General features: G+C 30.3%; 27 protein-coding genes. 21 read left to right on the top strand and 6 right to left on the bottom strand.

The features are described from left to right. The first annotated feature begins 176 nt into the window (after positions 1-176). The 15 genes from KJR01_RS05190 (at position 177) to KJR01_RS05120 (ending at position 10,934) form a co-directional block, all read left to right on the top strand. A complete protein-coding gene (locus KJR01_RS05190) occupies positions 177-398 on the top strand; it encodes a hypothetical protein (RefSeq protein ID WP_214117600.1) in 222 nt (73 codons plus the stop codon). Next, a complete protein-coding gene (locus KJR01_RS05185) occupies positions 395-1,762 on the top strand; it encodes a phage portal protein (RefSeq protein ID WP_214117599.1) in 1,368 nt (455 codons plus the stop codon). The genes KJR01_RS05190 and KJR01_RS05185 overlap by 4 nt, the downstream gene beginning before the upstream one ends. Next, entirely contained in the window at positions 1,759-3,552 is a 1,794-nt protein-coding gene (locus tag KJR01_RS10455) for a phage major capsid protein (protein ID WP_214117598.1), read from the top strand. Before KJR01_RS05185 ends, KJR01_RS10455 begins: the two co-directional genes overlap by 4 nt. Before the next feature lie 10 nt (positions 3,553-3,562). Next, the gene (locus tag KJR01_RS05175) at positions 3,563-3,832 is read left to right on the top strand and encodes a DUF7210 family protein (protein ID WP_214117597.1); all 270 of its coding nucleotides are present in this window, start codon (positions 3,563-3,565) and stop codon (positions 3,830-3,832) included. Further along, positions 3,832-4,128: a hypothetical protein gene (locus KJR01_RS05170; protein ID WP_214117596.1), complete on the top strand. Its 297-nt coding sequence runs from the start codon at positions 3,832-3,834 to the stop codon at positions 4,126-4,128. Before KJR01_RS05175 ends, KJR01_RS05170 begins: the two co-directional genes overlap by 1 nt. Further along, the gene (locus tag KJR01_RS05165) at positions 4,125-4,556 is read left to right on the top strand and encodes a hypothetical protein (RefSeq protein WP_214117595.1); all 432 of its coding nucleotides are present in this window, start codon (positions 4,125-4,127) and stop codon (positions 4,554-4,556) included. The genes KJR01_RS05170 and KJR01_RS05165 overlap by 4 nt, the downstream gene beginning before the upstream one ends. Next, entirely contained in the window at positions 4,553-5,047 is a 495-nt protein-coding gene (locus KJR01_RS05160) for a phage baseplate assembly protein V (RefSeq protein ID WP_214117594.1), read from the top strand. Before KJR01_RS05165 ends, KJR01_RS05160 begins: the two co-directional genes overlap by 4 nt. After that, positions 5,044-5,247, top strand: coding sequence for a hypothetical protein (locus KJR01_RS05155; protein WP_214117593.1), 204 nt, complete (start codon positions 5,044-5,046; stop codon positions 5,245-5,247). The genes KJR01_RS05160 and KJR01_RS05155 overlap by 4 nt, the downstream gene beginning before the upstream one ends. Positions 5,248-5,259: 12 nt before the next feature. Beyond that, positions 5,260-6,375: a phage tail sheath protein gene (locus tag KJR01_RS05150; RefSeq protein WP_214117592.1), complete on the top strand. Its 1,116-nt coding sequence runs from the start codon at positions 5,260-5,262 to the stop codon at positions 6,373-6,375. Beyond that, positions 6,372-6,812 (top strand): DUF5675 family protein, encoded by a 441-nt coding sequence (locus tag KJR01_RS05145; protein WP_214117591.1) that lies wholly within the window; start codon positions 6,372-6,374, stop codon positions 6,810-6,812. The genes KJR01_RS05150 and KJR01_RS05145 overlap by 4 nt, the downstream gene beginning before the upstream one ends. Positions 6,813-6,822: 10 nt before the next feature. Continuing rightward, a complete protein-coding gene (locus tag KJR01_RS05140; protein WP_214117590.1) occupies positions 6,823-7,323 on the top strand; it encodes a phage major tail tube protein in 501 nt (166 codons plus the stop codon). A gap of 9 nt (positions 7,324-7,332) precedes the next feature. After that, positions 7,333-7,644 (top strand): hypothetical protein, encoded by a 312-nt coding sequence (locus KJR01_RS05135; RefSeq protein WP_214117589.1) that lies wholly within the window; start codon positions 7,333-7,335, stop codon positions 7,642-7,644. A gap of 106 nt (positions 7,645-7,750) precedes the next feature. Then, positions 7,751-10,018, top strand: coding sequence for a phage tail tape measure protein (locus tag KJR01_RS05130; RefSeq protein ID WP_214117588.1), 2,268 nt, complete (start codon positions 7,751-7,753; stop codon positions 10,016-10,018). A gap of 8 nt (positions 10,019-10,026) precedes the next feature. After that, the gene (locus KJR01_RS05125; RefSeq protein WP_214117587.1) at positions 10,027-10,413 is read left to right on the top strand and encodes a hypothetical protein; all 387 of its coding nucleotides are present in this window, start codon (positions 10,027-10,029) and stop codon (positions 10,411-10,413) included. Next, positions 10,410-10,934 carry a hypothetical protein gene (locus KJR01_RS05120; protein WP_214117586.1) on the top strand — a complete coding sequence of 175 codons (525 nt, stop codon included), beginning with the start codon at positions 10,410-10,412 and terminating at the stop codon, positions 10,932-10,934. The genes KJR01_RS05125 and KJR01_RS05120 overlap by 4 nt, the downstream gene beginning before the upstream one ends. A 258-nt stretch (positions 10,935-11,192) precedes the next feature. Here the strand turns inward: KJR01_RS05120 and KJR01_RS05115 are convergent, their stop codons facing one another. Next, a complete protein-coding gene (locus tag KJR01_RS05115; RefSeq protein WP_214117585.1) occupies positions 11,193-11,522 on the bottom strand; it encodes a hypothetical protein in 330 nt (109 codons plus the stop codon). 289 nt (positions 11,523-11,811) lie between these two features. Here KJR01_RS05115 and KJR01_RS05110 point away from each other — a divergent pair, with 289 nt between their 5' ends. After that, positions 11,812-12,030 (top strand): XRE family transcriptional regulator, encoded by a 219-nt coding sequence (locus KJR01_RS05110; protein WP_214117584.1) that lies wholly within the window; start codon positions 11,812-11,814, stop codon positions 12,028-12,030. Between the two features lie 997 nt (positions 12,031-13,027). On the opposite strand, the gene KJR01_RS05105 is transcribed toward KJR01_RS05110, so the two are convergent. Genes KJR01_RS05105 through gap form a run of 5 tightly spaced genes read right to left on the bottom strand, consistent with a single transcriptional unit; the run spans position 13,028 to position 16,953 of the window. Then, on the bottom strand, positions 13,028-13,396 hold the full coding sequence (locus KJR01_RS05105) for a DUF1353 domain-containing protein (protein ID WP_214117583.1): 369 nt from the start codon (positions 13,394-13,396) through the stop codon (positions 13,028-13,030). Between the two features lies 1 nt (position 13,397). Further along, positions 13,398-14,069 (bottom strand): aspartate/glutamate racemase family protein, encoded by a 672-nt coding sequence (locus KJR01_RS05100; RefSeq protein WP_214117582.1) that lies wholly within the window; start codon positions 14,067-14,069, stop codon positions 13,398-13,400. A 1-nt stretch (position 14,070) separates the two neighbouring features. Beyond that, positions 14,071-14,757, bottom strand: a complete 687-nt coding sequence (locus KJR01_RS05095) for a triose-phosphate isomerase (protein ID WP_214117581.1) — start codon at positions 14,755-14,757, stop codon at positions 14,071-14,073. Then, positions 14,757-15,950 (bottom strand): phosphoglycerate kinase, encoded by a 1,194-nt coding sequence (locus KJR01_RS05090; RefSeq protein WP_214117580.1) that lies wholly within the window; start codon positions 15,948-15,950, stop codon positions 14,757-14,759. Before KJR01_RS05090 ends, KJR01_RS05095 begins: the two co-directional genes overlap by 1 nt. A 1-nt stretch (position 15,951) precedes the next feature. After that, the gene (gap, locus tag KJR01_RS05085; RefSeq protein WP_214117579.1) at positions 15,952-16,953 is read right to left on the bottom strand and encodes a type I glyceraldehyde-3-phosphate dehydrogenase; all 1,002 of its coding nucleotides are present in this window, start codon (positions 16,951-16,953) and stop codon (positions 15,952-15,954) included. A 58-nt stretch (positions 16,954-17,011) separates the two neighbouring features. Here gap and nadD point away from each other — a divergent pair, with 58 nt between their 5' ends. The 5 genes from nadD to KJR01_RS05060 are packed head-to-tail and all read left to right on the top strand — an operon-like array spanning position 17,012 to position 21,022. Next, a complete protein-coding gene (gene nadD, locus KJR01_RS05080; protein ID WP_214117578.1) occupies positions 17,012-17,548 on the top strand; it encodes a nicotinate (nicotinamide) nucleotide adenylyltransferase in 537 nt (178 codons plus the stop codon). Then, positions 17,548-17,862, top strand: a complete 315-nt coding sequence (gene rsfS, locus KJR01_RS05075; RefSeq protein WP_214117577.1) for a ribosome silencing factor — start codon at positions 17,548-17,550, stop codon at positions 17,860-17,862. Before nadD ends, rsfS begins: the two co-directional genes overlap by 1 nt. Positions 17,863-17,907: 45 nt before the next feature. After that, the gene (gene pyrH, locus KJR01_RS05070; RefSeq protein WP_250325143.1) at positions 17,908-18,618 is read left to right on the top strand and encodes a UMP kinase; all 711 of its coding nucleotides are present in this window, start codon (positions 17,908-17,910) and stop codon (positions 18,616-18,618) included. A 14-nt stretch (positions 18,619-18,632) separates the two neighbouring features. Then, positions 18,633-18,845 carry a DNA-directed RNA polymerase subunit omega gene (locus KJR01_RS05065; RefSeq protein WP_214117576.1) on the top strand — a complete coding sequence of 71 codons (213 nt, stop codon included), beginning with the start codon at positions 18,633-18,635 and terminating at the stop codon, positions 18,843-18,845. Then, positions 18,842-21,022: a RelA/SpoT family protein gene (locus KJR01_RS05060; RefSeq protein ID WP_502756450.1), complete on the top strand. Its 2,181-nt coding sequence runs from the start codon at positions 18,842-18,844 to the stop codon at positions 21,020-21,022. The genes KJR01_RS05065 and KJR01_RS05060 overlap by 4 nt, the downstream gene beginning before the upstream one ends. The last annotated feature ends 8 nt before the right edge of the window (positions 21,023-21,030 follow it).

Below are 21,030 nucleotides of genomic sequence, written 5' to 3'. Positions count from 1 at the left end.
TGATTTTTCAAGAGTTGGTGGTTCGCGTCTGCAGGTTTCCGATTTGTGAAAAAAATTAAAAATCAACTTCATTCATTTAAATTATAAAAACACATAAAAACATTGCCTTATCTACAAATTAAATAAATTCTTATTTGTAATACAAATAACAACCTTTTATTTTTTAAACTCACGCTATGAATAAAGAGCGTATAAGAGAAAGAATTAGATTAATTAACATTGCCATTGATGAAGTTTTGCAAAGCGAGAGCCTTGCAGACCCTATCACTTCATATACAATTGATGGCGTTGTAATTAGCAAAAAATCAAGTGCAGAGCTAGTGCTTGAGCTTGAAAGATTAAAAAGCACTTATGCGAACTCTTTAAAAGTTAAAGAGATGAGGTTTATTTTTGCATGAAGTTATTTAATTTTTTTTCTAAGCAACGCAAAGCAAAAACAAACCTAAGTAAGTCAATTTACACTAATTCTATCAAGCAAAACACATTCGCAAGACTTAATGTTCCACGCCCAACAGATACATATTTTGAGCGAGTTAGGATACAAGCAAGAAATTTAGAAAATGATTTCCCGCTCATTCAAGGCTACTTAAATACAATGGTCGCTCAAATCCTTGGCGATGAAGGTCTAGTATTAGATGTAGCCACGCCAAATACAAAGCTAAACAAAGCTATTCAGAACAAGTGGTTTAAATACGAGCTTGATATTGATTTTGAAGATATAGAAGAGCAAATATTACGCAACCTAATTCGTGATGGCGAAGTCTTTATATATTGCGAGATTATAAAAAATAAGCTTCATATTAAGTTACTTGATAGTGAGAACTTTTTAGCAGCCAACACGAATTATAAAGATTTATTTTATAGCATAAAATACAAAGATGAAAGCTGTGAAGAGATAAAATCATTTATCTACACAGATCCAATAACTCGCAAAACAATTGAAATCAACTCAAACAATATTATCTATGTGAAAAATGATAAAGCTACTTTTTCACATCGTGGGATAAGTGAATTTGTATCAGTGATTTTGAATGTTACACAATGTGCTGACTTAAAAGAAGCAGAGCTGGATAGAGCACAATTGCAAAGTAAGCTCACAGGCTTTTTAAAAGAAAAAGATAATCCATTAGCCGACACGCTAGGCGATGATGAAGAGATACAATTAATTAAAGAAGTTGATAGTGGAAAAATGCAGTTTATCCCATCGAACGTAGACGTTGAAATGATAAAAGAATATAACCCAGTATCACTCCAACAATTCTTATTAAGTGCAAATCAAGAAACAGCAAAAGCTTTAAAAGTTGATTATGCCACATACACAGGAGATATGAGCCAAGTTAATTTCTCGAGCATTCGCCAAGGTGCATTAATAAATATAAGAAATTACAAAAGACTACAAAAAAAGTTAGCTAGAAAAATACACTCAGTAATTTTTACAAAATGGCTAGAGATTGAGTATTTAAACGAACAAATAAGCTTAAAAGACTACGAGCTAATAAAAGCTAATTTTAGCTTCAAAGGGCAAGGATACGAAAGCATTGACCCAACCAAAGACGCACAGGCAAATGATATTCAATTAAAGAACGGCACAAAAACTTATAGCGAAATCTTGCGTGAAAAAGGCAAGGAACTCGACACACATTTAAGCGAAATGCAAAAAGAACAAGAATTGATAAAGCTGATTAAGGAAAGAGATTTAGACAAAAATACACAAAATTTTACACAAAATAATACACAAAATAAGAAAGGAGAAGAAGAGTGAAAGATTACAAGCTAAGTGCAAAAGCACTAAGCCACGATGATGAAAAACTAGAGATTTGTTTTATGGCTTTAAGCAAAGACAACAAGCACGAGCGAACCGAGTTTTTTAGCGATGAAAAATATTTTTTATCAATAGATATTAGTTCGGCTAAGTTTAATGCAACTACGCTTTACCTAGACCACGAGCCATCATTTGGAAATGCTATCGGCAAGATAACGCAGACTAAGCACGAACAAGACGGCATTAAATGTAAAGTTCAGTTCTTTAAAGAAGTAGAACAAAGCTATCAGGCATATTTAAAGTTTAAAAATGGACTTAGCGATAGTGTAAGCGTTGGTGCTAGAGCTGATGATTATGAAGTAATTACAGAAGTAAGTAACGGCGTTGAGTTAGAGCATATCATTTTAAAAAACGCTGAGATTTATGAGCTTTCAGCTGTGTGGCTAGGAGCTGACCCAAATGCAAAAACAATCAATCAATTTAAAAAGGAGATAAAAATGGCAAAGAAGTTTAACGATGAAGACATCAAAAAAGATGATGAACTAGAAAAAGACCAAGAAGAGTTAGAGCAAGATGAAGATAAAGAGCTAGAAGATGAAGAAGACAAAAAAGAGTTTAAATCAAAAAAACTTAGTGCAAGATTAGCAGAGCAGCAAGAAATCGCAAGAGCTGGAGCGTTGTTTGGCAAAAGCGAGTTAGCGAGCGAATTTATTGCTAAAGGCAAAAGTCTTGCAGAGTTTAAAGATGAGCTTTTATTAAGCCAACAAAGAGATTTAAAAACATTTAGCGTAAAAGGAGCAAGAAATTGTATGGGTGATAGTAATTTTTCATTAGCACAAGCATTAAAGCTACAAGCTGGAGTGATTAAGAGTAGTGATTTAAGATTTAATCTAAGTGAATATCAAAAAACAAACACAATGTTAGAATTGCCAAAGTCGTTCGGTCATCAGTTTGCAAATCCGTTTAATGGCTATTTAAACGACAATTTAAAAGGTGCAACACACGATGAGTTTAGAGCTGATTTATTGGTAGAACAAATGAGAATAGAAAGCGATATTTTAAATAAATGTCGTATGTTTGCAGGTCTTACAAATGAAATCGTAATCCCAAAAGACTTATCAACGCTAACAGCTGAAAAAGTTGCTTACGGAACAGAACAAGCAAGTCAAAATCTAGATTTTGATGTATTAAAAATAAGTCCTGTAACACTTAGAATTACAGTAAAGCTTACTCATCAAATGCTATATATGAGCGATTTTGACCTTGAAAGCATTGTTTGGAGAGAGAGCGTAAGAGCATTTAAAGCTAAGTTTGAAAACATGGCTTTATACGAAGGTTATGGCGAAGTTGGTAAGTTTGCAGGATTGTTCGCTACAAATGGCATAGCTAGAAACGATAATTACATGAAAGCTCCTACATTTGCTAAAACTCTTGATTTTGAAAACGCTTTAATAAGTGCTAATTATGACCCAAGCAATACAGAGTTTTACGCAAATAAAACAGATATTAATATCTTAAGAACTACAGAAAAATCAGCAAATACAGGTATTTATCTAATAGATAAAGATAACACCTTAGCAGGCAATAAAATCTCACATTGTCAAACGCTAAAAAAAGGAGATATGGTGTTTGGTGATTTTAGCAATCTAGCACTTGCTACGTTTGGAAATCTAAGAATGTCAATGTTGCCACAACCCGCAGGACTTTATATCTTAGAGGCGTTTTATGATGTAGGAATGGGTGTATTAAATGAAAATGCGTTTTGTTTAGCTCAAAACAAATCACTTTAAGGAGTAAATAATGAAAAAATATGAAGTATTAGTTAGCTTTTATTACGAGAAAAAGACCTATCCAGTAGGTGACAATATAGAGCTTAGTGAACAAGACGCTAAGCAATTGCTAAGAGCAAATTATATTAAAGAACTTGATGAAACAAGTAAAAAAGCTAAAAAAGAAAGCAAAACACAAGCTGAACCAAAGGCAAACGATGAGCCTAGCGATTTAGGTGAAGAACAAAAGGCAGATGAACCAAAGCCTGAAGAACAAAAAGCAGACAAAAAAGGCAAGTAATGAAAATACACAAAACACTTGAGCGTGATTTAGCTAGAGTTTTAAAAAACGGCGTAGAAGTAGCACATGATAAAGGCAACTTTTACGCTAATTTTTCAAATAGGTTGCTAAATTACGATGAGCTGAGTGAAGTAAAAACTTCAATAATAGCTCTAAAAAGCTCAGGTGATAGAGTAAGCTTAGGTGATGAAATCACAATTAACAAAAATGTATATGAAGTTATAAAAAAAGAAATATACGCTGAAGTTAATAATAGATTTTATCTAAGAGAAGCAATAAAGAAAGCAACATTATGAAGATTACAGAGCAATTTATAAGCAAAGAGCCACAAGCACCAGCTATAAAAATTAACGAAATAATGCTGAATTTAAAATCAGTTTTAGAAAAGCTGATTAAAAATACTTCACTATTCGCACTAAATATTAAAAGCAGTGATGAATTTCCATTGTGTGTAATCACAGATAAGAGTGATAGCATAAGTGCAAATGCAGGGCAATATTTTCACATAATAGACTTAGATATTAGCGTGTTTGATAGTTCTTATACTAAATGTAATGAACTTGTATTTAATATTTTGCAAATGCTTAAAAGTGCAGAGTTAGGGGCGATGATAAAAGGCATTAAAAGTATTGAACGAGAACACATTGAACTTGCAAATAAAGAAGCTTTTAAAATGTCTATTAAATGTGAGCTTAAATACAGCACGGAGCATTTTGCGATATGAAAGCGTACTTAGGAAAAATAGTAGAAGTAAATTATGAAAAAAGTCTTGTAAAAGTTGATTATCAAGGAACAATAAGCGATTTTATGCCTTATAAACAAGTGGCTAATTCTTATGTGCAAATCTACACTCCGCCAAAAGTTGGAGAACAAGTAAGTATTATTGAGCTTGATGGTGGCTTTATGTATGCAATAGCTAGTTTTTTTAACGTGGATTATCCAGTAAACGGCGATGAATTTACGCACAAAATCACTTACGAAGATGGCACAGAGTTAAGTTATAACACTAAAAGCAATACATTAGAAATCAACGCAGTAAAAACTATAAACATTACTTGCGTAGATTGTAATGTAAAAGCAAATACTGTTAAGGTTGATAGCCCTTCAGTTGATTTAGGGCTTGGTGGAACTGGGGTTATTACTTGCCAAAGCATTTGTCATTTCACAGGTGCACCACACGGTGATGGCTCAAGTAATACAAGGAGTGCAAAATGACTAAAGAAGCTATGAGCGAAGCTATATGTAATGCTCTTGGTAATGCTGGATATAAACAAGTTAAAGGTGGAGCAAATCATAAAGCATTTAATAAAGAGTTTATAGATGCAATCGCTAGTGGAGTAGTAGCTGAAATTAAAGCTAACGCTAAAGCAGATATTACCAGTGGCTCAAGTGCTGGAAAATATTCAATTATATAAAAAGGAGAGTAAATGTCAGTAGGAAGTTTTGGAACAACAGTTATTAAAAAGAACAAAGGCGTTCCTTTAGTTAAAATTGATAACGCAAGACCAACGGTGCTAATTTTAGCGAGCGAAAATGTAGGCATTAATTATTATTTATATGATGATTTAATTAATTTAGAGCAAGACCTAACAGAGCTAAAGCTAAAAGATACGGAATATTTAAACGACTTAAAGGCTGCTAATTTTAGCTCACAAATAGCTATTATCACATATCACGATGATACATTAAACACTACGCAAAATTGCTTAGATGCGATTGATAAGCTAAATGATTGCGAAAATGCCTTAAAAATTAGAGCGTTTTGGGTTTTATGTGATTTAGATAGTGATGATACTTATTTTAAACTTCATCAAAACGCAGTGAAAATGGGCTTTATTTTCTTTCATCAACTAAGCGAAAATACAGAAAGTGCGATTTTAACAAAGACTGAAAATTACCCAGTGCAACAAGCGATAATCTCTTATCAATTAATAACAAGAATTGGTGGTGGTATTCGCCCATTGAAAGCATTTTTACTAGCTAGATATAGCGAGTTATTAGCAAGTGAGCCTTACGCTTTTGGCAAAAGCTTATCAAGTAAGTACCTAAAAGGCATTACAGCAATAAATACAATCGCTACATATCTTGAAGGTGAAGACACCACAGCTGATAGGCTAAGAGCTAATTATATTACGATGGTAGTAAGTGATGATGGCTTTAAGATTTGGGGTTGTGAATGCAAAATTCAAAAACTTGAAGATGATTTCGCAGATATTAGAACAGGTATTATCATCAATGAATATGCAAGAGAGATTAAAAAAATACTTAAAAAAGTAAATGATGAAGATTTAGAGCTATTTAGCACTGTTTTTGCAGGCATAACTGATTTTAACAATAGATTAATTGCAAATAAAGTTATTGCCTATGGAAAAATCAGTATTGATTTAACTAAAAACACAGAAACGAGTTTAGCAGGATGTGAGATAAGTATAGATTTTGACGTACAAGAGCGTCCAGTGGCTAAGAAAATCTATGCGTATGTAAACAGAGTTACAGGGCATCTTGGCGTTATTATTGAAAATATTCAAAAGACCGCATCATGAAAAAGCTAATCGTTCATAGAGATTTAAGAACCCCACAAGCAACCCTTAGCGTGTGGGATTTAAGAGCAGAAAATAACGAGAGCTTGTTTGAGTGTTTTGGTTGTGAGCCACCAGGAGAACCTACTATCAAAAGTGGGTTTGATAAACCTATTTTACCTGGTGTTTATAATGCTTCTTGGTTTATAAGACCAAGTGGCAAAATTGTTCCGATTTTATGGAATGAAAATGTGCCACTAGCAAGACTTATTTTAATTCACACAGGCAATACCGATGAAGATACGGCTGGGTGTTTATTACCAGGTAGAAGAAGAGATAAAAAAGGCGTTTGGCAAAGTCGTGATGCGTTTAATGAGTTTATGAGTTTTTTTCCAAATCCAAAACCACAAAACGATGAAAATGGCTTACCAGTCGTTGTATTTAAAGTAGAAATTATTTAAAGGAGAATAAATGAGAATAGAACCACAAGCACTAACAGGTGCAAGTTTAACCTTAAATGGCATTAAATGTAAAGGTGCTTTAGTAGAAGCAGATTTGCCAGAGCATGAATTTATAACAAAAGAAGTAGCTGCTAGTATAGGCAAAAAAGAAATAGTTTTGCCAACCCTAAAGCCACAAAGCTTAAAAGTAGTTGTAAATGCAGTTGATAATGCTATGTTTAAATTAGCGTTTAATCCAAGTCTAAAAAGAACACTGATTGTACTTGAAAATAATATAAGTGATAACGACAAAAACACTAGTTATAAAATTGTGGCAAATGGCAAGATTAAAAAAATCACACCACCAAAAATCGCAATGGAAGAAGAGATTAAAGTAGAGATTGAGTTAAGTTGCTATGCATATACAGAGCTTATCAATTTAACTCCAGCATTTTTATATGATGTAGATAATGAGATATTAATGCCAGACGGCATTACAGATATTTACGCAGAAATTAGAAGTAATATTTAAGGAGATAATATGAATTTTAATAATTTTGATTTTAATACTTTATATAAAAGTGAGACTTATAAAAGGGGCGAGTTTGAAGTAACTTTAAAAGAGCTTTCAGTTCAGCAAATGAGAGCTGTTGACATTGAAAGAAAAAAAGATGAGTATAAAGGCACGATTTTAGGAATTGAATATGCAACCGATGGACTTATTACAGAAGAGATTTTTTACAAGTTGCCAAACTCAATACAAATGGAATTATCACAAATATGGTTAAGGCTAAACCTACCAGTAGACGCACTAGAAAAAATCGCAAAAAACTCGTTAGGTCCTATTGCGTAATCAGTAGGACCTTCAACACTTCGCTAAAAGATTGTGAAAAAATGACTTTTAGCGAAATCAAGTTTTATATGGGTGAAGCTGTGAAAATCATTAAAAGGGGTGGTTAGTGGCACAAGAAAAAGTCTTAGAATTTGGAGTTGGTATCAACGCTTGGAGTAAAGCATTTGAGCGTATTAGCAAAGAAAGCGAAACATTAGGCACTAAATATAATAATTTAATTCTTGATGGTTACGAGCAATACAAAAAAGCTCAAGAAGAACTAGCTACAAAAATCTCACAAAGTGCTGATTTGGATATTAATAAAGCTCAAGCAAAAATAAAAGAGCTAGGAGATAACTTAAAGTTAGCATTAAAACAAAAGTTAGTAGTTGATACTAAAGAAGCCTTTAATTCTATTGTAGAAAATGGTGCGAAAGCCTTTGCTGGCTTTTATACTCTTAAAAATACATTTGGAAAATATGTAAGTGCTGCTGCAAGTTTTGAAGAAGGCATTAATAGTATCAAAAACCCACTTGCACTAAGTGAAGAACAAACAAAAGCCTATGAAAATGCTATTAAAGAACTAGCAAGAACTACACCAACGGCAACAAGCGAACTAATATCAATGAGCCAATCACTTATCCAAAACGGCGTAAATGCTAGTAATCTAAATGAAATGACAACACTAGCAAATAAAATCGCTATTGGTTTTGGGCTTGATAGCACAAAAGTAGCAGAGCTCACGGGAAAGCTTAGCCAAATGGGGTTAAAAGCTGATGAGATAAACACTCTAGCTGGTGCAATTCACACTATGGGCGAGAGTTTACAAACCAACCCACAAGCGATATTAAATACGCTTGATAAATTAGGCGAAAGCGGTAAGCAAATCGGATTTAGCCTAGAGCAAACCGCCGCACTTAGCGGAGCATTAAACAGCTTAGGAGTTGGAGCAAACGAGAGCGAAAAAGCAATAGAAAAGCTTTATGAAAGCTTTGCAAAAGGCGATAATAATGCACTTTTACAAATGGGAATAGACCCACAAGACTTTGCTAATGCACTTAAGCAAAATGCAGATGTTACGCTTCAAGCATTTATGAAAATGATAAATAAGTATGACAGCCATACGCAAAAGCAACTTTTAACAAGTCTTGTAGGTGCTAAAGAGAGCACAGCTTTGCTGAAACTAGCTCAAAATATGGATATTTATACTGAAGCTAAAAAGAAAATGAACGATATAAATGCTAGTAGTAAGCTTGATGGCGAAGTTGAAGCAGCACAACAAGGCTTTAATAATCAGCTTAAAATCTTTAATAATAGTGTTACGGATTTATGGCAAAACATAGGAAACGCACTTTTGCCAACTATTAGCACTCTTTTAGACTATCTTACAAAGGGCATTCATTTAGTAAGTGATTTTACAGCAAATCATCAAACACTAACGCAAATTGTAGTAGGTGGAGTGAGTGCCTTAGTTGCTTACAAGAGTGCATTGTTTGCAATTGAAAGTGGAAAAAGTGTTTTTAAATTAATAGGATTGCCAATTATAGCTTTAAATGAGCGTATAAAACTTAGTACTCTTTTAGCTCGTGGTATGGGAACAGCTATGCAAACAAGCTCAAAGCTTAGTATAAGTTCCATTTGGACTGTATCAAGAGCTTTAACTTTAGCTTGTGCTAGTAACCCCATCGGCTTAATCATTACTGCTATTGCTGGAATTGGTTTTGCAGTGTGGAAAAATTGGGACATTATAAAATCATTTTTTAGCGGAGTTTATGATGGCTTTTCTAGTGCATTTGCTCCGATTACCGAGAGTTTAGCACCTACATTTAACGCAATAGGCATAGGTGTAGATTGGGTGTGGGATAAGACAAAAGGATTTTTTAGTTTTTTTACTACACAAACAGAGCATTCAAGCGAACAATTAGAGAGTGCGAAAAGTGCAGGTGAGCGTTTCGGGCAAGGACTAGCTAAAGCATTTGAGATAGTTACAATGCCAGTGCATGGTGTTATTTATATAATTCAAGAGCTTATTGATTGGACACAAAAAGCCTATGATTACACCGTAGGACTAATTGATAAAGCAAGTGAGATTAAAAGCAGTATAGGAGATAGTATAAGCGACGCGTGGGATAGCACTAAAAAAGCTTTTTCTACTGGTTTTGGCTTGTGGGGAGATGATGAGCAAAAAGTCATCAAAAATACACAAGTAAATGAGCTGATAAAACTAAACGCAGAATATGATAAAGCTAAGCAAGAACAAGTGATAAGCAATCAAAACAAGCAAAAAAGCATAACTGATAATAAACAAGTAAATATCTATGTAGATAGGCAAGAAACAGCACAAGAAATAGCAGCAATAGTGCAAACACAAAACTATAGCTTTGCTGATATGTAGGAGCAAAAATGGTAATTATGATTGATGATATAGAGCTTTATATTAAAGATGGAATTGATGGTATAAAGCGAACTCTAATGCCTAAGATAAATAAAGTAGAAGGTATTGCTAATACATTTTATCAATGCGTGGGTGGATATACTGAAGAAATAAGCTTTAATGCTTATTTAGTAGAAGATAGGCTAGATATTTTAAATAAACTTGATGAGATTGTAAAAACTAAAAAGGTTGTAGATTTTATGTGTTTTGATGATTTTTTAGATTGCAAGATACTCATCACTAGCAAAACAGACAGCCCTGAGCTTTTTACTCGTGGGGCAGAGCCAAAAAGCAGTATGTATCACGCAAAAAGCGTAAAAATCACAGGGTATTTAATCAATAAGGATAGCGAATGATTACAGGGATTAAAAATATAAAAGACATAGAAAAACAAGCAAATAAAGAGATAAAAAATGCACTAAATAGAACTATTACAAAAGTAAAAAAAGATACCATAAACAATATGGTAAAGAAAACAGGTATAGACAAAAAGATTTTAAACAAATCAAGCGTTATGAAAACATACAGAGCAAAACCAAACGAGCTAAAGATAAAAATTAGTGCGACAGCAAGAGCTAAAATTGGTATTGATGACTTGAAAGGTAATAAAACAGAATATATTGACAAAAAGCTAGGAGTAAAGAAAATTGATATAAATGAAAAGTTAGGAGTTAAAGTAATTACAATTGACAGAGAAGGAGTGTTGCCTTACGACCCAATTGCGATTAAAAAAGCTCCTAATATGTTTGGCAAGACCAAAAGGGGTAAATATGATTTCTTAAAAAAATCAAAGAAAACCATCAAAGAATACATCAATGATAATATTGATATAGACGAAGTTGATGAAATTTTTACACAAGAATTAAATAAAAGTTAGAATTAAAAAAATAGTAAAATGTCCTAAAGAAGCCCCTAAGATTTTTAAACTACTATTTTATAGATATTTTCAAATCTCCACAGCTCCACCATTCTTATTTTTTCCATTCTTTGTTCTAAAACTAATTAGATATCTATAAAAACTAATTTAATTTATATAATATGTATTATTTTTAATAAGTTTTTCATTTTTTATCCTTTTATTTATAATTTTTGCTTAAAATAAAAGCCCTTGCTCGTAACAAGGGCTAAAAGGCTCTTAAGCAAAAAGCCTTTTGCAATGAGATATTAAAATCTCTTTTAATTTATCGTTTTTAGAAAGAGTGCTTATCTCTTCTAAAAACATTTCATCATCGTAAAGCTTTACGAACTCATCTTCTGAAATTTGTTCTCTAAATAATATGTGTTTTAGCAAAAGATTGTGCTTTTCTTGAAACTCATAAGCACTGAAATTATCTTGCCTATAAGCTATGACAAGTGTTTGTGCTTCTAAGCTCAAGTTATTAAAATCTTTATCATTCAACTCGCTAACTATAACCCTTGCAACTTCGTTTAAGAAGTCTTCTAAATTTATATTTAAATCTATCATTTTTTATCCTTTTGTTTTTTATTTTTTTGGCTTTTTAAAGCAACTTTTTTTCTTTATCCATTCTAAAAATCTTTTTTTGTTTTTTATGGCATTTGGTTAATCTCCTTTCTTTTGTAATTATTTAGTAATTTACTTATTTTTATTTTGTATTTAACTAAATATAAGCGAAATGTAACATAATATTCTTAAATTAAACTTAATTATTTGTTATTTACAAAAAAATATTTTGTAATTTGACAAATATATATAAAAATGCTATTATCTTCATAATTTTTTTTAAGGAGTAGAAATGACAAAAAAAGATTTTTTATTAAAATTAAAAGAATTAAAACTAACAATAAACGATTTTGCTGAAATTGTAAAATTGCCTGTAAGTACTCTTTATGGTTGGCATAGAGATGGAAAAGAAGCACCTGCTTGGGTTGAAGCATTTATTTATTACTATGAAAAAGCTATGAAGTATGAAAAAATAATAAACGATAAGCTTTTAGAAATTGATAAAAAATAATCCTAATTCTGAATTTAAATTCTTTATTTTTTTTAAGAATTTAAATTCGCCACCCCACTTAAAAAAATCACATACCATACTAAAGTTAATAAACAATTAATTTTATAAAGAATTTAAATTTATTTTAAGGAAAAATTGGTAAAATACTTGTGTCTTTTGCTAAAGCTTAAGAGTTAAAGATGATTTAAAATTATTTTTAATTTTTGTTTTTTTGGTGGAAAGATATGGTGGATTAAAGATGATAGAATATATTTTATTTTTAATTCTTGTAATCGCTTTACTTAAAACTTTAAAAAGTTTCTAAGTAAAGCACAATTCAAAAAAACCTAAAAGCATTATAAACTTGCACTGCTTAGCTTTAGCTTAAGGCAAAATCAATCCAAAAAAACTGCGGTGCGGTTTTAATGCTTATAAGAGTGAAAGCTTTTATAAGCAATTGGATGATTTAAATCTTTCAAAATTACGCTTAAAATTAAAAATCTTTACTAAAACATACTAAGATACTAATTTTATATTTAAAACGATTTTAGATATGTTTTTGTTAATTTAAAAGCATATTTTATAAACTCGCCACATCAGATTTTTTTACACTTTTAAAAATTCGCCGCCCCCCACCGAAAGGAAAATTTTTATTTTTTTATGGTTTTTAACTTTAAAAATAAGTGTTTTCGCCGATTTTTGCTAGGTTTTTAGACAATTCTTTAGGATTTTTTTAAAAATTCTAATTTTTCTAAAAAATATTTTTGCTTTTTTTGATAGATTTATGTTTTGTATTGAAAACTTTAATCTTTACAAAAATTATTTTTTTAGATTTTTTGGCACAATTTAGCACAATTTATAACACAATAATTTTTTTAATATTGCTAAAACTACGACTACATAAGCAAATCAGAACTTTTATATTAAATCTTGATTTATATTATTTACTTAAGTATTAAAATTTTAACGAATGAAAACTATTAAATTATAGTATGTAGTTTTTGTATTTAATATTTTATTACCTATAAAATCCTAAGTATTTTTTATATAAATGATATATTTTACAAGAAAAATAAAATATTTTAATTTTGTAATTTGCTACTTGCAAAGTTCTAAGAGCTTCTTTAAAAATTTCATCAGCTAAAACAGCGTCTTGGTATTTTTTACTTTTTTTAGCTTGAAGACATAAAAAATCATGAATTACTACTGCTGATAAGTATTCTGGAGAATTCGGTGGAAAGAAACTCCAAAATATTCTAGGTATATTTGCTCCATTTGTAACAAATCCCTTTGGTATTATGATGGTTTGATTTTTACTTTCATATTTATATTCAAAAGCTAATTCAAATTTATTTTTATCTATTGGTTTTACTACAACTCTTGTCATTTTACTCTAAAGACTGCAAAAATATATCTTTTGCATGAATATATGTTGTATCAAAGACTTTTATATTTTTGAAATCATTTTCGTTAATTAATAGTGCAATTTCAGTGCAAGCTAATAAAATTCCTTCAATATTATGTTTATTTATAATATTTATGAAAGTTTCTTTACTATTTTGTTTGATAACATTAAAGCAAAGTTCATTAAAAATAATATCATTAATAGTATTTATATCACTATTATTTGGGGTAATTACATTTATTCCTTTTAACTCTTTTTTATAAAAGTCTTCTTGCATAGTGTATTTAGTGCCTAGTAATAAAATATTTTTTATATTATTATGATTTAATTCTTTAAGGCTTGAATGGGCTATATGAATAAATCTAGCTTTTAAATCTTTTTGCAAATCATTTGCAATTTTATGCATAGTATTTGTACAAAGTGCAATTATGTTTGCTCCAGCCTTTTCTAATCTTTTTGCTTCTTTATTTAATAATTCTCCTGCTTTTTGCCATTCGTTATTGTGTTGAAGTTCTTCAATCTCATCAAAATCTACGCTTGATATTAAAATCTTTGCACGAGATAAAGAATTGTGATGAGCTTGGCTAAATTCATTTATTAATTTATAATAAGTTATTGTGCTAGCATAGCTCATCCCACCGATTAGGCCTATCATATTAACCTCTTATTGCGGCATTGATTAAGTCTATAAAACCATCTACATTAAGACTAGCTCCACCTACCAAAACCCCATCGCAAAGTCTTTTAATATCAGCGATATTACTAGAATTTACACTACCACCATATAAAATACTTTGCTTAGTTTTTGAGCGTAAAAAGCTCATAATATTTTCAATATCTTCTAATTTTGCAGCACTTTTACCAATACTATAAATTGGCTCATAAGCTAATATTAATTTATCATATTGTAAATCTATTTTATTTAGTTGTTTGTTTAAAAAATCTATGCTTTTATTTTGTTCGTAAGTAGAGTAATCTTCTCCTATACAATAAATAATTTTTAAATCATTTTCAGCGCAAAATTCAAATTTTTTTGCTAGAAATTCATCTGTTTCGCCTAAATTTCTTCTTTCACAATGTCCTAAAATAATTGTTTTAATTCCAAATTCTAGCAAATGATCTAGTCCAATTTCTCCAGTAAAAGCTCCACTATGAGTTGGATATATATTTTGAGCAGCTTGAATGAAACTAAATTCACTATCAATAAATGAAGTTGCACTTGGAGCGACAATTACTTCAAGATTAGTAAAATCACTAAATCTTAAATAAGCATTAAGTTTTTTAGCGTATTCAGCAAAACCTTTTCTAGTATGATTACATTTAAAATTTGCGGCAATTATCATTAATATTCTTCCTTTAATATAAGTGGTTTTATAGCAGGTAATTCCTTACCTTCAATTAGTTCTAAACTAGCACCACCGCCAGTAGAGATAAAACTAAAATCATCAGCATCTCCTGCACGATTAATAACATCAGCAGTGTCTCCACCACCAGCAACGCTAGTAGCATAAGAATCGCTTATATAATGGCTCATTTTAAAGCTACCTTTTGAGAATTTATCAAACTCAAATACCCCCATAGGTCCATTCCACCATATAGTTTGTGCATCACTTAAAATTTCTTTAAATAAAATTGAGCTAGCAGGTCCAATATCAAGCCCCATCCAACCATTTGGTATTTCTTGAACGCTTACTTTCTTTACTACACTATCATTTGAAAAGCTTTGTGCAGCAAGAACATCAACAGGTAAATATAACTTAACGCCTAGTTCTTTTGCAGTTTGCATAATTTGTTTAGCATCTTCAATTAGTTCTTCTTCTACAATTGAATTTCCTATATTTAATCCGTTTGCTTTAAGGAAAGTAAAAGCCATTCCGCCACCAATTATTATCTTATCAACTTTAGGAAGCAGATTGTGTAAAGCTTGTAATTTTCCACTAACTTTACTACCTCCAACAACAGCAACAAAAGGTCTAGCAGGAGATTTTAATAAATCTTGTGCGAAATTAAATTCTTTTTGCAATAAAAACCCAGCGCAAATTTCTTTTGCAAATCTAGTAATTGCTTCTACACTTGAATGTGCTCTATGACAAACTCCAAAAGCATCATTACAATACACATCACACATTGAAGCTAAATTCTTAGCCAAATCTTCATCGTTTTTTGTTTCACCTTTTATAAATCTTAAATTCTCTAGTAGTAAAATTTCACCTTTTTTTAAGTTTTTAGCTTTGTTTTGAGCATCTTCTCCGATTATATCGTTTGCCATTATAACTTCAGTTCCAAGAAGTTTTGATAATCTTTTTGCAACTGGCTTTAAAGAATATTTATCACTTATTTCTTTTGGTCTACCCAAATGACTTGCAAGAATCACTCTAGCATCATTGTCAAGGCAATATTTAATAGTTGGAATTGCAGATTTTATTCTTCTATCATCACTAATGTTTCCAAATTCATCTTGTGGGACATTAAAATCACATCTAATAAAAACACATTTATTTACTAAATCTACATCTTTTATGGAAATTAAAGGCATATTATTTCTCCTTGCTAATATATTGAGCTAATCTATTTAATTGATATGAATATCCGTATTCATTATCATACCAAGCTAGAACTTTTACAAAATCTTCATCAATTATTTGAGTTAAATCAGGGACAAATATACATCCATAAGTGCTAGTGCAAAAATCACTTGAAACGCAGCAATCGTAATCAATTGCTAGAATTTCATTCATTGTTTTACTTGCTTTTATAAAAGTTTCATTTATTTCATCTTTTGTAGTTTTTTTATCTAACAATAAAGTTAAATCAAGCATTGATACATTTGCTAAGCTAGTTCTAACACTTTGACCATCAACTTTACCTAAAAGGTTAGGTATAACTTTACCTATTGATTTTGCTGCACCTGTGCTTGATGGGACTAGATTTAGTGCTGCTGCGCGACCCCTTCTAATGTCTTTAGGGCATTTTGTATCACATAGTTCTTGAGTTGCTGTATATGCGTGAATTGTATTCATTAAAGCTTTTTTAATACCGAAATTTTCATCTAAAACTTTTGCCATTGGTGCAAGGCAGTTTGTTGTGCAACTTGCATTTGAAATAATAGCTTCGCCGTTATATTTAGTGTGATTTACATCCATTACAAACATAGGTGTATTATCTTTTGGTGGTGCTGACATAATTACTTGTTTAATACCATTGTCTAAATATGCTTTAGTTTTTTCTTGTGTTAAAAATGCTCCCGTGCATTCAAAAACTAAACTAGCTCCATATTTAGCAAAATCAATATTTTCAATTTCTCTACTTCTAATTATTTGAATTCTTTTATTTCCTACTATTAAAATATCTTCTCCATCATTGTCAATTTCTTGATTGAAATTCCCATGAACACTATCGTATTTTAGAAGGTATTTAATACTTTTCATATCCCACGAGCAATTTATTGCTACTAAATTCATTTTGTTTTCATTAAGAATTATTCTACTAAGACATCTACCAATCCTACCAAATCCATTAATCGCTACATTTACTCCCATTTTTAACCCTTTATTTAAAAAATTTGAGATAATACTAATAAAAAAAGGTTAAGAGATTTTGAAAATAGCAATTTTTGGTGGTAGTTTTGACCCAGTTCATTTAGGTCATGAAAAAGTAGTAAAAGCAGCTTTAGATACATTAGATATTGATAAATTAATAATATTGCCAACATATATTAGTTTATTTAAAAATAATTTTAATGCTAGTCCAGAACTTAGATTAAAATGGCTAAAGAGCGTGTTTGTTGAAAGTGATAAATTATTAATAAGTGATTATGAAATATCTCAAAATGAGCCAGTTCCTAGTTTTAAGAGTGTTATGTATTTTAAAAATTTACTAAATTCTAGCTTAATTTATTTTATAATAGGGGCTGATCATTTAAAAACTTTACATAAATGGCATAATTTTGATGAATTATCTAAAAATGTCGTTTTTGTTATAGCTAGTAGGGATAATATTTTTATACCAGATAATTATTTAAGACTTGAAATAAATGAAGATATATCTTCAAGTTTTATAAGAAATAATTTGATTTTGGAAAAAGTAAATCCTAAAATTAAAGATGAAGTAAAAGAATTTTATAAAGGAAAGTAATGAATAGAAATGAAGATATTATTAAGCTTTTAGATGAAAAAAAAGCAGAGAATGTTGAGTTGATTAATATTAAAGGAAGTGAATATTTTGTAGATGAAGTAATTATTGCAACTATGATTTCTACTAAACAATCTTTTGCAATAATTGAAGATATTAAAGAATTGTTAAAAAAACATAATAGTAAAGTTTATTATGAAGAATGCACTGATGATTGGAGTGTTCTTGATTTAGGAGATTGTTTAATTCATTTAATGAGCCCTGCTTATAGAGATAGATATCAGATTGAAAAATTCTTACTTGAGTTTAAGCGTTAAAAATTTTTTTGTAGTATCGCGTTTATCAATTAAGGAGAAATCATTATGGCTAAAAGAATTTTAATTAAGTTTTCAGGTGAAGCTTTGGCTGGAAAGCAAGGCTTTGGAATAGATACTCACATTTTAAAGTTTATTGCAGGACAAATTAAACAATTAGTAGATGCTGGAACTCAAGTAGGAATTGTTATTGGTGGTGGTAATATTATTCGTGGAGTTAGTGCTGCTAAAGATGGGATAATTAAGCGTGTTAGTGGCGATCATATGGGAATGTTATCTACCGTGATAAACTCAATTGCTATGCAAGAAGCGTTAGAAGGTTGTGGAATTAGTGTAAGAGTTCAGAGTGCTATTCAAATGGAAGCTTTTTGCGAAACTTATATTATGAGAAGAGCGCAAAGACATTTAGAAAAAGGTAGAGTTGTAATTTTTGCAGCAGGAACAGGTAATCCATTTTTTACTACCGATACTGCAGCAGTTTTAAGAGCTATTGAAATTAATGCTGAAATGATTATTAAAGCAACAAAAGTTAATGGTGTATATGATAAAGACCCTATGAAATTTGAAGATGCAAAAAGATATAATGAGTTAAGTTACGAACTTGCTATGGGCGATGATATTAAGGTAATGGACGATACAGCAATAGCACTTGCTAAGGATAATAAATTACCAATAGTAGTTTGCAATATGTTTGAAGAAGGTAATATTTTAAAAATTATTAAAGATGATTTTAGCAATTGCTCAATCGTAAAAAATTAATTAAAAGGAATAAAATGAGAACTGAACAAGTAGCAGCAAAAGCATTAGAAAAAGTAGGAAATGATAGATATATTCTATCTTTAATAGTAGCTAAAAGAGCTAGAGAATTAAGTGATGGTGCTGAACCTTTAGTAAAAGTTGAAAAAGGAAAAATGAAATTTACTGATATAGCAATGTTAGAAGTTGCTGAAGAAAAAATTATATTTGATGGTGTAATAAACGAATAAAAAAAATGAAAAATATTCTAAGTTTTGAAACATTATTAGAAGACATTAAGCATTGTAATGATTTAAATAAAGCACGGGAATTATTGTATTCACTTTTTTCAAGCACTCCTATGCTTGAAAAAGCTTTAGATTTTTGTATAAAATCACATGAAGGACAATTTAGAAAAAGTGGAGAACCTTATTCTATTCATCCTATTTTAGTTGCGTGTTTTGTAGCTTTCTTTTCAAAAGATGAAAGTATGATTTTAGCAGCACTTTTGCACGATGTTGTAGAAGATACCGAATGCACTCAGGAAGAACTTGTAAAAATGTTCGGACATTCTGTGGGTATTTTGGTTGAAGGTATGACTAAAATAGTTGAGATTAGGGGAGATAATTTAGCTAGTTCAGAATCAAACGAAAAACTTAGAAAATCAGCAATGACTTTTAGAAATATGCTGATGGTTAGCATTGAAGATAGTAGGGTATTGCTTGTTAAATTATGTGATAGATTGCATAATATGCTAACTCTTGATGCGTTAAGAGAGGCAAAACAAAAAAGAATAGCTGAAGAAACTCTAATGGTATATGCACCAATTGCACATAGGTTAGGAATTTCTAGTATTAAAAATTACTTAGAAGATTTGAGCTTTAAATATCTAATGCCAGTAGAATTTAAAGAAATAGCAGATTATTTAAAGGCAAATAATGTGCAATTACAATTAACATTAAATGATTTTATTGAAAAAATAATTAATTTAATGCGTGATAACGGATATATTGAAGATGTAGATTTTAAAATAGAAAAAAGAATAAAACATGTATATTCTATTTTTTTAAAAATGCAAAGAAAAGGCGTTAGTATTGAAGAAGTGCTTGATTTATTGGGGATTAGAATTTTAGTAAAAGATGTTAAAGATTGTTATATAGTTTTAGGGCTTTTACATGTGCATTTCAATCCACTTGCTTCAAGATTTAAAGACTATATTGCCTTACCTAAGCAAAATGGTTACCAAACAATCCATACTACTTTATTTGACGCGCAATCAATAATAGAAGCACAAATTAGAACATATAAAATGCACGAAACTGCAGAACTTGGAATTGCAGCACATTGGAAATATAAAAATGATAAAGAAGACTATAAAGCTGATTGGGTAAATGATATAGCAACCAATAGTTCTTTAGAAGAAAAAGACAATGATTTAGCATTTTATGAATATGCAAAAGATAGTTTATATGTTGAAGATATTGCAGTTTATTCCCCAAAAGGAGAGATTTTTACATTACCTAGAGGTTCGACTGCTCTTGATTTTGCTTTTGAAGTTCATTCACAAATTGGTCTTAAAGCAAGTCACGCTTATATAAACAGAGTAAAATCTCCATTACTTACAAGTCTTAAAAATGGGGATATTGTAAGAATTGAGATAGATGATAACGCAAAACCAAGATGTTCTTGGCTTGATAGTGTGGTTACTGCTAGAGCCAAAGCTATGATTAAATCACATTGTAAACAAAGAATTTCAAGTATAGACCAAAAAGCTGGGTTAAGAATTTTGCAAACTATTTTTAGTGCTGATGAAGATAAAATAAATACTTGGATTGCAAATGAAAAATTATCAAAAAATGTTAAAAAATGCACTACAGATAATATTACTTTAAGTAAGGTTATAGATAGTCTTAAAAAATATTCAAAAAGAATTTGGTTAGTTAAAAATTATGATTTAAAAAAACAAAGAATAGAAAATCTTGTTGTATATTCAAACTACAAAATAAATAATGTGGATTTTGATTATTGTTGTAATCCAAAAAGAGGTGATGATATAGTTGCTTTTAAACATAATCATTCTGTTACAATTCATAATAAATTATGTGAAAGAGCAAGTAAATTAATGGAAGATTCTAAAGAAGAAATGGTGCTAATTAAATGGTCTAAGCATGCTCCTAAAAATTATAAAATGATTTTTTCTTTAGAGAATAAAAAAGGCACATTATTAGCATTATTAACAGAATTACTAAAACTACAAATCAATGTTAATAGTATTAATATTACAAAAAATGCTGATAGTTTATTGGAGTATTTTGAAATAGTTTTTGAAGTACCTGATAATCAAAATATAGAAATAGCAAAAGAAAAAATCAAAACAAAATGTAAAATCTATGAGTTTATATCATTAAAAGACGCTTATAGTGAATAAAGGATAAA

The organism is Campylobacter sp. 2018MI10, from assembly GCF_018501175.1.
In the GTDB taxonomy this organism is placed as follows: domain Bacteria; phylum Campylobacterota; class Campylobacteria; order Campylobacterales; family Campylobacteraceae; genus Campylobacter_E.
Note: the sequence above shows the minus strand (reverse complement) of the source record. Positions and strands in the feature narration are given on the sequence as shown.

What these genes read in the sequence shown, in the direction of transcription:
- KJR01_RS05190 (WP_214117600.1), top strand. Translation starts at nt 177, where the DNA reads ATGAATAAAGAGCGTATAAGAGAAAGAATTAGATTAATTAACATTGCC.
- KJR01_RS05185 (WP_214117599.1), top strand. Translation starts at nt 395, where the DNA reads ATGAAGTTATTTAATTTTTTTTCTAAGCAACGCAAAGCAAAAACAAAC.
- KJR01_RS05175 (WP_214117597.1), top strand. Translation starts at nt 3,563, where the DNA reads ATGAAAAAATATGAAGTATTAGTTAGCTTTTATTACGAGAAAAAGACC.
- KJR01_RS05170 (WP_214117596.1), top strand. Translation starts at nt 3,832, where the DNA reads ATGAAAATACACAAAACACTTGAGCGTGATTTAGCTAGAGTTTTAAAA.
- KJR01_RS05165 (WP_214117595.1), top strand. Translation starts at nt 4,125, where the DNA reads ATGAAGATTACAGAGCAATTTATAAGCAAAGAGCCACAAGCACCAGCT.
- KJR01_RS05160 (WP_214117594.1), top strand. Translation starts at nt 4,553, where the DNA reads ATGAAAGCGTACTTAGGAAAAATAGTAGAAGTAAATTATGAAAAAAGT.
- KJR01_RS05155 (WP_214117593.1), top strand. Translation starts at nt 5,044, where the DNA reads ATGACTAAAGAAGCTATGAGCGAAGCTATATGTAATGCTCTTGGTAAT.
- KJR01_RS05150 (WP_214117592.1), top strand. Translation starts at nt 5,260, where the DNA reads ATGTCAGTAGGAAGTTTTGGAACAACAGTTATTAAAAAGAACAAAGGC.
- KJR01_RS05145 (WP_214117591.1), top strand. Translation starts at nt 6,372, where the DNA reads ATGAAAAAGCTAATCGTTCATAGAGATTTAAGAACCCCACAAGCAACC.
- KJR01_RS05140 (WP_214117590.1), top strand. Translation starts at nt 6,823, where the DNA reads ATGAGAATAGAACCACAAGCACTAACAGGTGCAAGTTTAACCTTAAAT.
- KJR01_RS05135 (WP_214117589.1), top strand. Translation starts at nt 7,333, where the DNA reads ATGAATTTTAATAATTTTGATTTTAATACTTTATATAAAAGTGAGACT.
- KJR01_RS05125 (WP_214117587.1), top strand. Translation starts at nt 10,027, where the DNA reads ATGGTAATTATGATTGATGATATAGAGCTTTATATTAAAGATGGAATT.
- KJR01_RS05120 (WP_214117586.1), top strand. Translation starts at nt 10,410, where the DNA reads ATGATTACAGGGATTAAAAATATAAAAGACATAGAAAAACAAGCAAAT.
- KJR01_RS05115 (WP_214117585.1), bottom strand. Translation starts at nt 11,522, where the DNA reads ATGATAGATTTAAATATAAATTTAGAAGACTTCTTAAACGAAGTTGCA.
- KJR01_RS05110 (WP_214117584.1), top strand. Translation starts at nt 11,812, where the DNA reads ATGACAAAAAAAGATTTTTTATTAAAATTAAAAGAATTAAAACTAACA.
- KJR01_RS05105 (WP_214117583.1), bottom strand. Translation starts at nt 13,396, where the DNA reads ATGACAAGAGTTGTAGTAAAACCAATAGATAAAAATAAATTTGAATTA.
- KJR01_RS05100 (WP_214117582.1), bottom strand. Translation starts at nt 14,069, where the DNA reads ATGATAGGCCTAATCGGTGGGATGAGCTATGCTAGCACAATAACTTAT.
- KJR01_RS05095 (WP_214117581.1), bottom strand. Translation starts at nt 14,757, where the DNA reads ATGATAATTGCCGCAAATTTTAAATGTAATCATACTAGAAAAGGTTTT.
- KJR01_RS05090 (WP_214117580.1), bottom strand. Translation starts at nt 15,950, where the DNA reads ATGCCTTTAATTTCCATAAAAGATGTAGATTTAGTAAATAAATGTGTT.
- gap (WP_214117579.1), bottom strand. Translation starts at nt 16,953, where the DNA reads ATGGGAGTAAATGTAGCGATTAATGGATTTGGTAGGATTGGTAGATGT.
- rsfS (WP_214117577.1), top strand. Translation starts at nt 17,548, where the DNA reads ATGAATAGAAATGAAGATATTATTAAGCTTTTAGATGAAAAAAAAGCA.
- pyrH (WP_250325143.1), top strand. Translation starts at nt 17,908, where the DNA reads ATGGCTAAAAGAATTTTAATTAAGTTTTCAGGTGAAGCTTTGGCTGGA.
- KJR01_RS05065 (WP_214117576.1), top strand. Translation starts at nt 18,633, where the DNA reads ATGAGAACTGAACAAGTAGCAGCAAAAGCATTAGAAAAAGTAGGAAAT.